This window comes from Salegentibacter maritimus (assembly GCF_016236915.1).
Lineage (GTDB): Bacteria > Bacteroidota > Bacteroidia > Flavobacteriales > Flavobacteriaceae > Salegentibacter > Salegentibacter maritimus.
Genome location: NZ_JAEHOK010000009.1, coordinates 69,490 through 82,470, shown reverse-complemented (window position 1 = coordinate 82,470; position 12,981 = coordinate 69,490). Strand labels below are relative to the sequence as shown.

Genomic DNA, 12,981 nt, shown 5'->3' with positions numbered 1-12,981 from the left:
CCCTGAATGGGGTGATTTTAAAAATTACAGAAGGCCCTCTTTTTATTTAGCAGAAATTTCCCTGACAAATGTTCTACCGGGACCGTAACTTCCATAAACGGTTTTAAAATTTTGGGTAAGTTTTCCCACTAAATCTTCAGCACAAAATTCCGGAAGCTGGTCAAGGCAGGTAATCATCAAGTTTTTACTAATATTCATATCCTGATGATAAATTTCGTCGCAGCTTAAAGCATAATTAAGCAAAGAAATATCTAAAGCCCTGGTACGAAACTCACCCTGAAACTCATTGGTCTCATTCGCTTCCTGCTCATTATTCTGTAAGGAAACCTTTTTTGTTTCAGCCATTGGACCATTACCGTGCCGGGTTTGATAACAACGAGTCACGTAATAAACATCCAGGTTTAAAACCTCTTTTAATTGTGCCTTTATAAGCTGAATAGCATTTTTGGAAGTGGTATTGCTCCAGGTAGTATGTGGATGAAAACCGTGCTGGGTATCTAGTAAAACCCCCTGGCTACCTTCAAAAATAAAGTGTCCGTAACTATCGGCCAACTTATCCAGTGGAACTATTTCATAAAAATGACTTATCGCTAAACAACTTTCAACATAATAATTTTCATTATAGGTTTTAAGCTCATTCCTATAATACTCCTGCACACTTTTAGGCTGACTAAGCAATTTTTGCTCGTAATAGGTTTTTATGCTATTTAAACGTTGTTTTATTACCCAGGGAAACTGCAAATCGTTTGCGAAAAAATAGACATCCTCTTTGTTTCTGGCTATAGTGGTTCCAAAACCCAATCCGCAAGAACCGTGATGCTGCTGCTTTTCAACAGCCCTATTAAAAGCAATATCATAGATACTGGTTAGCATTGCCAGCGGATGAAACTTTAATTTTGGATGATATTTTTTTAAAAACCCTCCTTCCTGAAGAATTGCCGGAGGAAACAAAGTGGTATGTTCTGAATAATAGGTAGGAACGCCCAACAAGGTACCTGAACCAAAATTACTAAAGGTATGTGTAAAAGCACCGGTACTTACCGTATGCCCTATTTGGTGCCCACCAGAAAAACGAACAACCAGACTTTCTTTAGGTTGTTGGGATGCCAGAAAATCTGTAGTTAAACCTTTTCCGGCATCACCAAACCCTAAATCTATTACAATGCTACATTTTGGCATTTATAACATATTTTCAACTTCGGTATCAGTACTACCTGAGTTAGTATTCCCCGAGGTAGGCTTATGATGTTGTATCACAACTTCGGCAATTCGTTTTGCGACTTTTTTATAGTCTGGAATTTCAATAAAATTCTCTCCCAGCAATTCCTTCCAGTTTCCTTTACGGCCCGGTTTTTTAGACCAATCATTATGCTCTAAATGCATATGAAAAACATGGTATTTCTCCTGCGCCTCTTTAATAATAGCTTCGGTAGTAAGGCTTTCAGCTTCATTAGTACAGGTGTATTTTCTTATAATTTCTCCGGGAATAGTAGGAAAAACAGGCTCGTCTCCTATTGTAAACAAAAAGCCCTTTTGTTTTCGTTTTTCCCAACAATCAATTTCGGTATGCCTTGCAGCAAACAAATGTGCCAAATTATAACCTTCCTGATTATTTCCGCCTCCACCACCTTCAAGGTAGACACGGGTTAACCAACGATCTAATAATTCTGCTGAAGACTCAAACTGCCCCACTTGCAAAGGTGCGGTGTCATATACAAAATCTCCTAATCCCATAAATAATACCTGCGGATGTTCTATGCCTGCTTCCATTAAAGAACCTATAAGGTCTGGCAAAGCCTCTTTAACAATATGCTCTGGCACAAAACCCATGCTTCCCGTAACATCCAGTCCCACAATTATTGAAACAGACTCAGGATGCTCTGCTGAATCCCTGGATTCCCGTAAAAGTGCCTTAGCAGGATCCATTTCAGGATCTATAGCTCTTGCCGTAAATATTTCTTCCCGTGATTTATTACTATATCCTTTTGAGTCTCTTAAGCGTGAATACGCCTCGTGACTAAATCTTCCTCCTCCCATAATTATAGTTCTTCTATTTTACTCCCAAATAAATACGCATAGCGCTTTTTGGCCAATTCTAATTTTATTTCCAGATTTCTTATTTTAACTGCCATTTCCAGGTCTTTAGAGACATAGTTTTTTGCATCAAAATCTGAAGCCAGCACCAAACTATTGGCGTCGGTAGGACTCATATCTAACATATTCTCCTGTTCGCGTTTTAGACGCTTTAAAGACAAGGCCAGATCTTCTGTTTCTCGTTTGTACATAAGATGCGCATCTTCTGCAATAGCATTGGCCCGGTCGTCTCTTATCTTATCATTATTGCGCTTTAATGAGTCTAAAAAAGCTGCATTTTTGGTGTTATCTTCCATAAAATTTTGTTTATCACAAAATTAACCTGAGAAATAATGTCATTAATCCCCGAAAAGGGTGATTTTTAATCTTACTTCATAAAAATAAACCTCATCCCTTCTAGAACACAATATCCCTGAAAACAGTTAGCGACCTCTAAAAAGAAGCTTTCACCTTTGTAATTGTATAATCATCAGCAAAACTATTACTCATGAAACTTGAAATGAATACTACTTTCAACCGCGAATTGCCGGTTACATACCTTAAATTCCTAAATGAAAACCCTGATGGATGCCAGATAAAAAATAACGGCCGTTGGGATAAACGCACCTGGAATATGTTTGGGAAAGCAGCGCTTTTAGAAAGATGGGAAATGAAAGGAGTTGGTGAGGCTGCCAATTATGAATGCTTAAAATTATATACACACATTCAGGAGGAAGTTGGAGAAATAGCTTATGCGCCTTCACTAAGGTTTGGTAGGGTAAAATTAGAACGTGTGGCCAAAGGATTTGTAATAGGAACCGAAAATGGAGATTATTTATATCTGGATCCTGATTGTAGTTTTTCAGTTTGGGCGTATTATCACGATGGTGGGGAAGTAACAAAAATTTCAGGCTCTTTTGCCGATTTCTATAAAACCAGAAAACCTTTATAATCTATCGGTACCGCCAAAGAGTATAATACCTAAAATAATTAACTCTCTAAAACCTATCTATGACAACAATACAATTATCTTCAAATAATTTTGAAATCAATTCGGTTCCTATTGCATTCCCTTTGTTGCTAGACACTTTGGAAAAATCTCTAAGTACTAACTATAGCGTACATCAATTAAAACACAATACCGTATTCACCTGGGATGAATTAGGAATCTTAGCCTATTCAAAAAATGGAAAACTTATAGATTCCATAACAATTGTACTGGAAGCTGAAGATTATAATTTTAGCCCAAATAAGATTTTCTCCGGAACTTTTTATTTCGAAAATAAGGAGATTACCAAGTATTATAAAGAGCATGAAGATGCGCGTGTAAAGCTTTTTAAAGGAGATTCTTCAGGAGCTTTAGTATTAAATAACCTAAGCGCCTGGTTTTCTATAGAGAAAGACCAGGTTAAAGCCATAGAAGTTAGCACTTATGTCCCCTACAAACGTGGGGAAGACATTCCCAAAGATAAGTACCTAATTAAATCACTCGAGGAAGAAACAATCAATTTTACTGATTTTGGATTCAAATTATCGGTGGTAGAAGAGTTAATGTATACTAAAAATTTACTAAAACCTGTATTTGATTTATATGAATTTGCAGATTGGTATCAAAAACGGGAGATTGATATAGACAAAGAAGCTTACGAGCCCATTGCAGAAGTAGTACAGTATTTTAAAGATTTACCAATCCCTAAACGCCTTGCTGCCGAAATTACAGAAATCTATCAGGATGGCGGAAATGATATTTATATGAATTTAGCTCCATTTTCCGGCGGAGCCGTAGAATATTGGGATATCGAATCTAGCGCAGACGCCAAACACTTCCCAAACCTAAAAAAAGCAACATTATGTTATGCTAAAGACCAGGTTTACGATGATTTTATAGAAATGGGGATTGATACAGAGTGGTTGTAACAGTAGGCAAATAATAAATACACTATGGATATTAACAGATTAGAGGAAATTATTAAAGAAGGAAAATACGATTTACATAAAAAAGAGGACTACTTAAAATCTATTATGCTTCCAGCCATACAAATTACACAAGCAAATGTCTTTGATCAAAAAGGCTTAAGTAAATATGGAGGTGATCCCGATGTACCCAAAAACTTTAAATGGCCCAAACATCAATATGGTGACTATAGGTTTATAGCACAATTTAACCTAAGTGAAATACCCACAGCAAACACGCTACTTCCCAAAAAAGGAATGCTAAGTATATTTATAGCTTATGATGACGAAAATAATATGTCCTGGACAGATAAGGATTATGCAAAAGTCTTTTTATTTGATATCGATGAAAACTTAGAACCATACAACAATCCTAATTTTCCTGATAAATACTTTTTAGATGTTGTATTTAAACCAGAAGTTGACATTCCGTTTAAACCTGAATTATATAAGGAAAAAGGCTTAAACAAAAGACAATTAGCTTACGTATGCGATAAAGTTTCAGATCAAACAGACAAAAGATATCAAAGCTATTTACTTGGCTATCCCTTTTATAATGTTTTAAATGAAGATCCTAGAGAAAGCGATGATTGGATATCGCTATTAACCTTACGCTCAAATTCTGGCTTTGGGCTGAATTGGAACAATCGGGGTTTCCTAATGCTATTTATTGAAAAAAGTAGACTGGAAAAATGTGACTTCTCTAATGTAAAATCCAATGCCGGTTAATGAAAAATGCTTCTTAGGTTTACTAAATTCTTGTGTTTAAACCATTAAAAATTTAGATCTAAAACCTCAATATAACAGCACTATAAACTAATTTCTGGAGTAAAGGTAAATCACCTACAGGTCCCGCAACATTAAATCTCTATTATCCAGTAAACTACCTTGGGGTATTACAGCCTTTAGCGGTGCCAATAAATAAGCCCCGGATACACTAATGCTTCGGGGCTTTTATTTTTTAATATTATACGTTTTATTTTCCTGTAAACATCTAATAAAATAATTACTTATTTCTTTATTGGCAGGGCAGGAAAATCGTTTTTTAAATCCAGGTTTAGAAATTCAGCAATAGTAGTGGTAAATTGAGGCACAAAATATTGCGCATCTTTTTTCACTTCACCTAAAGCCTGAATTTTGTTGCCAAAAGCCACTATCCAGGTTTGATCTGCCACAGGAATTGAACTTCCGTGATGTCTCCAGTCGTTATCTTTAGTTACGCCTGTACCCCTACCGTGATCTGTGGTGATAAAAACAGTTGTTTGGTCTTTATAATAAGGATCTTTGGAAATAAAGTCCCAAATTTCCTTAATCATTTCATCTGTTCTTTTTGCAGACTTTAAATATTGATCATAACGCCCCTCGTGCGCAAAATCGTCTGTTTCTCCATAAGCGATATACAAAACATCGGGCTTTCGCGATTGTAAGCTTTCTAAAGCATAATTATGGGTAAATACATCAAACCTTACACTTTCCCATCTTTTTGGAGTTTGTTTTTGCAAATGGTCCAGATAAAGTTCTTTTTCTGTTGGGTTTGCCGCATGAGAAGATCTATAGCCTGCATTTACAGGAACTCCACTTCGTTTTTCATTAAGGATGTAAGGAAATACATCCCAACTACCAAAAGCCTCTACCTTATCTTTATAGGTATTCGAAGCCTGAGCTTTTTCTAATAAAGTCACATTTGGGTTATGATGTTTGCTGTTAGAATTTATGCGCTCATCGTCGGCTCTTCCTGTTAGGATTTCATTATAACCGGGATATGAAAATAACATCGTATTGGTAAGATTTACCTTATTTTCTTCCCATCTATTCCCAAGCAATACGCCGTTCTCTACAATATGACTCCAGAAGAAAGGCATTAGTTTCTTTCGCCTTTTTTCTTTAGTAGGCCCCCAAAATTGCTCGTTTAGTGCTTCTGTATTAGAAACAAATTCTTTATTATTTATAAACAGGGAATCGGCTCCGCCATATAATTCCTGCCATCTTAAGCCGTCCAGGCTAATAATAATTACTTTTTCATTTTGCTGTGCTTGTAGGAAGCAAGTCCATAAACAAACAGCTACTAGTACTACATAGTTTTTTTTCATAGTTTTTAATTTAACCACCAGGGTGTTTCTCTAATTCCATCATTCCCATTAAACTGAGAATTAATGGCTTCTTCAAGGTTACGGGTATTGTTATTATACTCATCATTTGGGTATACAAATCGCTTAGGAGGCGTGTTAGCATTTGTAAATTTAAAGTAGGGATGGCCTGTTCTTAGATAGTCGTAATATTGCGTCCACCCACCTTGCAAAAAGCTTGTAAGATACTTTTGAGTAAGGATTCTTTCTAATAAAACTTCCTTATCGGCCACAGGTAATTTTACATTTTCCTGCGATAAATATTGATTTACATAAGCTTCAGATAAGTACATATTATATTCTTCTGCATGATTTCGATAAAATTCAAAATTTGCCCGAACAGCGTTTTCATAATGTTGCGATGCATCTGAATTGATCCATTCCCTAACAGTTGCTTCAGCCAAAATATACTCTATTTCCCAATAGCTTAATATATTATGCGGCTCGGTAGTAGGGTTTGTATAATACCTGGCGTTCACTTTCGAAATATTTCCATCGGCAACCAGCGTTTCACTAATTAGTGAATAATTTGCAGTTGGATCGCCCCCATTATAAGATTCAAAATCTTCAATTGGTTTTGCTTCAGAAGTTGCACTGGAAGTTTGTTCTGCTATAATAAACAAACGATTATCCTTTAATTCTTTTAAAAGATCTACAAAAGTAGCAGACATAAACATACTTGAAGCATAGCTACTGGAATTAAACTCGGTGTATCTGCTATCCTGCTGATCAACAAACACTAACTGGGCGTTCTCATCTAGAGAATTAATAAGGTTTCCTCGTTGGTATACCTCGTTAAATTTTTCACTTATATTTATTCCTTCCACTTGTTCTTTACCCGACAAAGTCATTAAAACTTTTAGTTGAAATGAGTTAATTAGCTTTAACCAATTAGTAGGGTTTCCATTATAAATTATATCACCATCAATAGTTTCATTGTTGTTTATTAAGCCGGAAGCTTCATCTAACTCATTAATAATGCCAGCAAAAACCCTTTCCTGTGAATCGTATCCCGGCTGGTAATTGCCTGTTTCTCCCGCCAAAGCTTCGCTATAAGGTATATCTCCAAAACTTAAGCTAAGTTTATAAAAATAATAGGCTCTAAAAAATTTACCAATTGCCACATAATTAGAATTTTCAATTCGTTGCGCCTCTTCAATCATTTTGGTTATCTGCCTTAACTCATTGTAAGGAGCAAAACTTCCATTTCCCCATTTATAAAACTGGTAATTATTCTCCTCACCCGTTTGTATAATCATTCTTGATGCATATAAAGCCCGGGTACCTTCCACCTGGAAAGCATTAGATGCGATCTCTGTAAGTAGAAGTTGTGGATGCGTTTCATTTACATAGTTCGGGTTATCATTTATTTCATCTAAATTATGGCAGGCATTAAATAACAAGGCCATAACCAAGATACTAAGATACTTTTTTATGTTTTTCATCATTTAGAATTTTAAGTTTAAACCAATTCCCAGGTAACGTGAAGACGGATCTTGAATATTATTGCTATCCTGGGTTTTAAAATCGGGGTCTGTGTAATAGTCTCCTTTGGTAAGTACAAAAAGGTTATAAGCATTAAAACTTACACTGGCATCTTTTATACTTTTACTTCCCAGCATTTCTGTAAGATTATAACTAAGGGATACACTACGTAATTTCAAGTAAGACCTATCAAACACATTCGCAAAAGTTTCACTTTCTTCCTCAGTTACCCTGGCACGATATGGGTAGTTTTGAGACCAGGTTTGCCAACTTATTGGGGTAGTATGTTCTTCAAATACACGGGTATCAGACACTACTTCTCCATTCACATTGCGCACTAACTCGCCACTTACAACATTAACTCCATCTGGCACATAGATAGGTTCACCGGCAGCATATTCTTCATCCCTGTATTCTACAGATTTTGGATGTTTTCCACCCCACCACATTTTTTCAACTACCTGAGAGCGCAGTACTCCACCCCAAACGCCATCCAGGGCTACATTCAAATGCCAATTTTTATATTGAAAATTATTGACCAAACCAAATGACCAATCGGGATCAAAATGCCCTAAATAAGATACATACGTATCTCTTGTTGGTAAACCGGTTTCGGCATTAAGTATCACCTCTCCATTGGGAGATTTTTTCCATTCGGTTTCGTAATAACTATCTACCCGATCATTAAGCGATAGGTTCCCAAATTTTTCTGAATCTCCTGTAATATTGGTTAAACGTGTTACCTGTTTTGACCAGTTCACCAATCCAGACCATTTAAAGTTTTCTTTCCTAATTGGTTTAAAACTTAAAGATAGCTCCAAACCATTAGTGGTATATTCATTTCCGTTCATTTTACGGGAAGTGAATCCGGAAGCTAAGGAAATGGGCTTATTGATAATTTGATCGGTATCTACCGTGTTGTAATAAGTTGCATCTAAAGCCAGACGATTGTTAAACAATGCCGTATTAAGCCCAACTTCAAAAGATGTAGAAGTTTCAGGAGCAATATTAGGATTTACAATTTCTGACGGATAATAAAGCTTTTGAATATTGCCAAAACTCCCTGAATTATTATAGTAAGACGATAATTTATAAGGCTCTAAATCGCTAGACACCCTTGCCCAGGAGCCAAATAGCTTCATGTAATTAACCTGAGACGGCAAATCCAAAATATTGCTTAAAAGTACGCTACTGGATATAGATGGATAAAAATAAGACCTGTTTTCCTTTGGTAACGTAGAAGACCAGTCGTTTCTCGCAGCCATTGTTAAGAAATAAGTATCCTGAAAATCCAGTTCGAGTGTTCCATAAACACTATTGATGGCCTTTTGTTCAAAGTAATTTTCGGCCCTCACGGGTCCTGTAGAATTCCCCATATTATAAACTCCTGGCACTGTAAGCCCATCTGTGGCGGCAAATTCATTTCTATGGCTTCTGTAAAAAGTTGAAGCTCCGGCATATACTGCCAGCCCTAGCTCGTCACTAAGCTTATCATTATAGGTCGCTAAAAAGTCATAATCAATATTCAAACGGTTTTTATTCCAGGTCTGGTAAGAACCTTCTCTGGGCGCACTGTAGTTAAAGTAAGATTTAGGACTTTCCAGATCTTCAAAAGTTTGCTTTAAAACACCCGAACCTCTTAGTTGGAATTGAAATTTCTCTCCAAGCTTATAAGACAATTGAAGCTGCCCATTAAGTAAGTTTGAATCGTATCCCTTTTGGTAATTTTCTGCACCAAACCATGGGTTATTGTACCAGGCATAATTCCAATTAGCCTGCCTATAACCTTCTTTTGTCGGTACCCAATGATGATCTCTTAAATCTTTTCCATTTACATCTTCTCCCATCCAGATTAGAAGTGTATACATATGCCCACTGGGGTTATACCCATAATTAGGTGAGTTTGGAGAGTATACTTTGTTATAAGACAACTTACTACTTAAGCTTAAGTTATCATTAAAGTTGGTAAGGGACTTAAAACTCAAACCTCCCTGGGAAAGGCTGGAATTTGGGACACGATCTTTATTATGAGAAAAACTACCATTTAACCTGTAAAATCCATTTTTGTTTCTATGTCCTATGTTAAAGTTTGTATTTGAAATAACACCGGTTCCCAAAAACTCATCAAGATTATCGTGTCTCACCCAGGGCAGGGGTTTTCTGGAGTATTTAGAGCGATCATCATATTGAGTACCGGTTACACTACCCCACCACGGAATTTCTTCTCCTGTTTCATTATTAATTATAGGACTATTCCATTGGGGTATTAATAAATCTTCATCAAACTTAGGTCCCCAAATCATATCACCATCAGCTATACCGCCATCGGCGCCATCCCAGAATTCATATTTTCCATTGGAACCATTTCCATATTCATGCTGTGTTTCAGGAAAAACGGCATATCCGGCAGTAAGCATTACATTTTGAGATACTTCAACCGTCAAGCCTTCTTCGGTAGCATTTTTAGTATTTATGAGAATAGCACCATTTCTTCCCCTGGAGCCATATAATGCCGAAGCCGTAGTACCTTTTAAAACATTGATTGCACCAATATTATCTGGTGAAATATCAAAAAAATCGCTACTTACCGGTATCCCATCAATTACAATTAGTGGCTTTTTCCCTCGCAGTAAGAAACTTGGGGCCTGAAACATCCCGGGTGGATTACTAACCTGTAAACCGGCAACTTTCCCCGAAAAAAGGTTACCAACATTAGCGATGGGTATGTTTTTTAAATCATCTGTTGCTATTTCCTGAGTTGCATAGCCTATTTTTTTCTCTGCTTTAGTAATACCAAGTGCAGTAACCACTACCTGGTCTAAAGATTCGGTATTTGGCTCAAGACTTATAAGTAAGTTGGTCTTATTGTCTATAGTTACTTTTTGAGTTAAAAAACCCAGATAAGAAATGCTTAAAACATCACCGGTACTGGCCATTAACTCAAATTGGCCATCAAAATTGGTAACTGCTCCTACGCTACCAGCATTAATGCTAATGCTTACCCCGGGCAAAGGAATTCCTTCGGGATCGGTAATTACACCGGTAATTTCTTTTTGCTGGGCCTGTATTTGCCAAGACAGGCCAAAAATCAATAATAATAAATAATAATATTTCATTCGATAGTTGGTTAAAAATTCAGCGCAAAGCTACAATTCGACCCAACCGCCATTATCAAATGAATTTTAGAAAATATTTAAGTAATCTTTAAGACTATTCAGCACTTAAAAAAGGGTAAAAAACTGGTTTAAAGAATTTTAATAAATATGATAAGTTTATTCGTTTTAACAAAGCTTAACTTATAAAACATCTTAGGATAATATATCTTACATAACTATTTCTTAGCCTATTTTTCTCTAGATATAACTTATTTAAATATAAACCAGGTCTTTACATTTTCGGAACACTCACAATCGAATTAAAAAATGAAAATGTCTAAGATTTTTCAAATAAAAAGTAATTACCTCGTAGCAAGCCAACGTGTTTTTAAATGGAAAGTTTTTTGTTTGAGACTAGCCCGAGAGTCCCGATAATTATTGGAATAAACCTCAATTATCGAGAAATCACCGCAAATCAAAAGATTGCTACAGAAGATTTTTCAGGGAAAGCTGCTGCTCCCTGTCTAAAGTAGCCCAAAGCATTTTAAATTAGTTGCCTACTATCAGCTGGGTTACATTTCTTACGATAAGGATTTTACACCAGGAACTCTATAAATACTTTAAAAGAAATTGTCTTATCCTGAATGCAACAATATATATGTGCCAATTACTCAAAATAAACTATTTCACGCTCTTTAATCACTTGTTGAAAGAGCTCATCATTTTTTGAAGAAAGAAGCTTGAGTTCAAATTTTATCCAGTTACCCTTGTGGTCATAATCACGGGTTTTTATTTCTATGATTTCTTCTAAAGGTTTTTCAACTATATGTTTGGTTACATTATTATTGGTATTGTAAACATAAGACTCTTTTAAACTTATGCTTTCATCAGCCTTATAAACAACACGTTCTATCATATTTGAAACAGAATCAAATTTTCTAGTAACTTTTGCTATTAAATCTCCATTAGCATCAACAGATTTATAATATATTTCATTAGCATTTTCATCATACTCCATATAGTTATTGATGCTGGCTTTTTTAGAATCGTGTACGTTTTCCTGTATTAAATTTTGGTTGGAATCGTAAGTGAGTTCATAAGTTATTTCACGTGCTAATTCACCATTATATTTCTTCCTTTTTTTGGAAATTAGACTTCCATTAGCATCATACTGGTATGAGGAAATAGCCGAAATTTCCTCATCTAAATAATAAGCGTTAATCTGTTCCTTAAGATGGCCATTTTCATTAAATGACGACGAGCTTTTAGGCATGTAGCGCAAATACGTCTCTTTAACTATTCTATCGTTTTCATCATAATCATACTCCCAAATAAGTTCTAATCTTTTGGCAGACCCTACATATTTTTTAAACTTTTTAAGGTTATTGTCCGCATCATATTTCCAGGTCTTTTTATATCCAAAAACTTCTGAAAAAGGATATTTTACACTAATTTCTACTAATTTCGACCCCTTGTAAACCTCGTACTGTATATGATCAATTTCTTTATTTTCTTTGTACACAGTTATAGTTTGATTGCCGTTATCCTGAATGTCAAGTCTATTTTGAAGGTATAGCCCTTCATTTGGAAGATTTTTTTTATTAGCTTCATGGGCTTCCCATTCTTCCTTGGTTTGAAAGGTAGGGGTCATATAGGTACTCTTACCAGTTCTTTTGCCTTCACTGGAATAGTTATAAGTTATTTTCTTTTCTAGTCTATTTTCAAAATATTGTTTCTGTTCTAAAATTTTCCCTTCAGCGTTATAGACACTCTTATGCGAGTATTTAGGCCCTTCAAAAAGCAGTTGCTTCCCATACCGATTAAAAGTATACTTTGATGTTTTTATTTTTGCTTCTTCATCGGGATATTTCGTAGTTGAAGCTTCATTTACAGCTTTCACATTTCCTATTAAATTCAGCTTTTCCCAATCAGTATTTTCTTTATTAATCACCGGTTTTGTTTTTTTAACTGTAGCACAAGCAGTTATTAAAGAGATTCCTAACATTAATAAGAGGCCAATTCTAAAGAGTTTAACTACTTTTTTCATTTCTATGGGTATAGTGCTTTTTGCAAAACTATAATTTTTATTTTGCCTGACTAATTCTTTGAATGAAGTGTAACATGAAGTGCGTGAACTAAAAAATTTCAATATCTAAAATAGGATATTCCTTACATAAAGATAAGGATCAAAGAATGGGTTTAATCAAGAGGGCGTTTATATTGGGGAATAATGCCAAATAGTTAAAGGT

Annotated in this window: 10 protein-coding genes; 3 read left to right on the top strand and 7 right to left on the bottom strand. The window is 35.5% G+C overall.

Features of this window, described 5'->3' with window-relative positions:
* Positions 1 to 42: 42 nt before the first annotated feature.
* From I6U49_RS08485 to I6U49_RS08475, 3 genes are read right to left on the bottom strand one after another with little or no spacing between them, the layout of a single operon-like run.
* Positions 43 to 1,179: an adenylosuccinate synthetase gene (locus I6U49_RS08485; RefSeq protein WP_198628340.1), complete on the bottom strand. Its 1,137-nt coding sequence runs from the start codon at positions 1,177 to 1,179 to the stop codon at positions 43 to 45.
* The gene (locus tag I6U49_RS08480) at positions 1,180 to 2,037 is read right to left on the bottom strand and encodes a hypothetical protein (protein WP_198628339.1); all 858 of its coding nucleotides are present in this window, start codon (positions 2,035 to 2,037) and stop codon (positions 1,180 to 1,182) included.
* Between the two features lie 2 nt (positions 2,038 to 2,039).
* Entirely contained in the window at positions 2,040 to 2,390 is a 351-nt protein-coding gene (locus I6U49_RS08475; protein ID WP_198628338.1) for a hypothetical protein, read from the bottom strand.
* A 191-nt stretch (positions 2,391 to 2,581) separates the two neighbouring features.
* Here I6U49_RS08475 and I6U49_RS08470 point away from each other — a divergent pair, with 191 nt between their 5' ends.
* The 3 genes from I6U49_RS08470 to I6U49_RS08460 are packed head-to-tail and all read left to right on the top strand — an operon-like array spanning position 2,582 to position 4,755.
* On the top strand, positions 2,582 to 3,025 hold the full coding sequence (locus I6U49_RS08470; protein ID WP_198628337.1) for an SMI1/KNR4 family protein: 444 nt from the start codon (positions 2,582 to 2,584) through the stop codon (positions 3,023 to 3,025).
* Between the two features lie 59 nt (positions 3,026 to 3,084).
* Complete coding sequence (locus tag I6U49_RS08465) at positions 3,085 to 3,990, top strand: DUF6892 domain-containing protein (RefSeq protein WP_198628336.1); 906 nt, start codon at positions 3,085 to 3,087, stop codon at positions 3,988 to 3,990.
* 24 nt (positions 3,991 to 4,014) lie between these two features.
* Complete coding sequence (locus I6U49_RS08460) at positions 4,015 to 4,755, top strand: DUF1963 domain-containing protein (protein ID WP_198628335.1); 741 nt, start codon at positions 4,015 to 4,017, stop codon at positions 4,753 to 4,755.
* A 281-nt stretch (positions 4,756 to 5,036) separates the two neighbouring features.
* Here the strand turns inward: I6U49_RS08460 and I6U49_RS08455 are convergent, their stop codons facing one another.
* The 4 genes from I6U49_RS08455 to I6U49_RS08440 all read right to left on the bottom strand — a co-directional run bounded on the left by I6U49_RS08455 (position 5,037) and on the right by I6U49_RS08440 (position 12,779).
* On the bottom strand, positions 5,037 to 6,116 hold the full coding sequence (locus I6U49_RS08455; RefSeq protein ID WP_198628334.1) for an alkaline phosphatase family protein: 1,080 nt from the start codon (positions 6,114 to 6,116) through the stop codon (positions 5,037 to 5,039).
* A 5-nt stretch (positions 6,117 to 6,121) separates the two neighbouring features.
* Entirely contained in the window at positions 6,122 to 7,600 is a 1,479-nt protein-coding gene (locus tag I6U49_RS08450) for a SusD/RagB family nutrient-binding outer membrane lipoprotein (RefSeq protein ID WP_232804674.1), read from the bottom strand.
* On the bottom strand, positions 7,601 to 10,753 hold the full coding sequence (locus I6U49_RS08445; RefSeq protein WP_198628333.1) for a SusC/RagA family TonB-linked outer membrane protein: 3,153 nt from the start codon (positions 10,751 to 10,753) through the stop codon (positions 7,601 to 7,603). It abuts the gene before it with no gap.
* A gap of 646 nt (positions 10,754 to 11,399) precedes the next feature.
* The gene (locus I6U49_RS08440; RefSeq protein WP_198628332.1) at positions 11,400 to 12,779 is read right to left on the bottom strand and encodes an RHS repeat domain-containing protein; all 1,380 of its coding nucleotides are present in this window, start codon (positions 12,777 to 12,779) and stop codon (positions 11,400 to 11,402) included.
* Positions 12,780 to 12,981: the final 202 nt, after the last annotated feature.

Bases quoted from the DNA above. Each gene is read 5' to 3' on its own strand.
- I6U49_RS08440 (WP_198628332.1), bottom strand. From the start codon at position 12,779: ATGAAAAAAGTAGTTAAACTCTTTAGAATTGGCCTCTTATTAATGTTA.
- I6U49_RS08455 (WP_198628334.1), bottom strand. From the start codon at position 6,116: ATGAAAAAAAACTATGTAGTACTAGTAGCTGTTTGTTTATGGACTTGC.
- I6U49_RS08475 (WP_198628338.1), bottom strand. From the start codon at position 2,390: ATGGAAGATAACACCAAAAATGCAGCTTTTTTAGACTCATTAAAGCGC.
- I6U49_RS08470 (WP_198628337.1), top strand. From the start codon at position 2,582: ATGAAACTTGAAATGAATACTACTTTCAACCGCGAATTGCCGGTTACA.
- I6U49_RS08450 (WP_232804674.1), bottom strand. From the start codon at position 7,600: ATGATGAAAAACATAAAAAAGTATCTTAGTATCTTGGTTATGGCCTTG.
- I6U49_RS08480 (WP_198628339.1), bottom strand. From the start codon at position 2,037: ATGGGAGGAGGAAGATTTAGTCACGAGGCGTATTCACGCTTAAGAGAC.
- I6U49_RS08465 (WP_198628336.1), top strand. From the start codon at position 3,085: ATGACAACAATACAATTATCTTCAAATAATTTTGAAATCAATTCGGTT.
- I6U49_RS08485 (WP_198628340.1), bottom strand. From the start codon at position 1,179: ATGCCAAAATGTAGCATTGTAATAGATTTAGGGTTTGGTGATGCCGGA.
- I6U49_RS08460 (WP_198628335.1), top strand. From the start codon at position 4,015: ATGGATATTAACAGATTAGAGGAAATTATTAAAGAAGGAAAATACGAT.
- I6U49_RS08445 (WP_198628333.1), bottom strand. From the start codon at position 10,753: ATGAAATATTATTATTTATTATTATTGATTTTTGGCCTGTCTTGGCAA.